The sequence below is a fragment of the Vibrio sp. 1580 genome (assembly GCF_033340055.1).
In genome coordinates, this window is record NZ_JAWOVT010000105.1 from 1 (window position 1) to 937 (window position 937).

A 937-nucleotide genomic window follows, 5' to 3' on the forward strand; every position below is an offset into this window, starting at 1 on the left:
TTTCAAGGTTCTTGAGAATCTGATGTTCGGTTCGACCATCTACGGCGGATAGGGCATCATCTAAAACTAACACTTGAGCGTTGAGAAGCATGGCGCGTGCAATCGCAATACGCTGCTTCTGACCGCCAGAAAGAGTAATGCCTTTTTCGCCAACTTCGGTTTGGTATCCGTCAGGGAATTTCTCTATATCGTCGTGGATACACGCCAATTTCGCTGCTTGATAAACTTGCTCCTTTGTTGCTTGAGGATTGCCAAGGGCGATGTTGTCAAAGATCGATTTTGAGAACAAAAATGGACTCTGATTCACAACCGCAAAGCGATTACGCCATTGAGGTAAGATAGCGTCTTTGATTTTGACATCGCCAAACTGAATGGTGCCATTTTCTAAATCATGTTGACGCAATAGCAGGGTGAGTAACGTCGATTTACCACTGCCTACTGGGCCAGCAATTCCGAGCATTTTCCCTGGCTCTAACGTTACGTCCACATCGGCAAGAGCTGGTGGGAGTTCTCTAGACCAATGAAACGCATCAATCTTGATGTGCAGCGGTAATGGTTTGCCATCTAAAGGCTGTGTGCCACCGATGATCTCTGGTTGTTCATCGAAGATTTCTTGTAGCCGATTCCATGCGGCAGAACCGCGCTCTAAGATGTTAAACAAGAATGCGAACGCCAGCATTGGCCAAATCATCAAACCCAAGTACATGGTGAAGGCTGTCAAATCACCAAGAGTGATTTCGCCTTTGTCGACCAGATACGCGCCTGCCGCCACACTAAGAAGAAACGAAAGACCAATCGTCAACTGAATCGCAGGGTCAAAGCGCGCATCTACTCTTGCTACCGCGATGTTTTTAGCACCAGTATCGTCAACGACATCTTCAAATCGTTGTTGCTCTTGGTTTTCTAAACCAAAAGCACGCAGCATTCGCACACCATT

General features: G+C 46.9%; 1 protein-coding gene. It reads right to left on the reverse strand.

All coding sequences use genetic code 11. The features are described from left to right. Nucleotides 1-937, reverse strand: a 937-nt coding sequence (locus tag R7093_RS24330) for an ATP-binding cassette domain-containing protein (RefSeq protein WP_318146897.1), incomplete at both ends; no start/stop codon positions are given.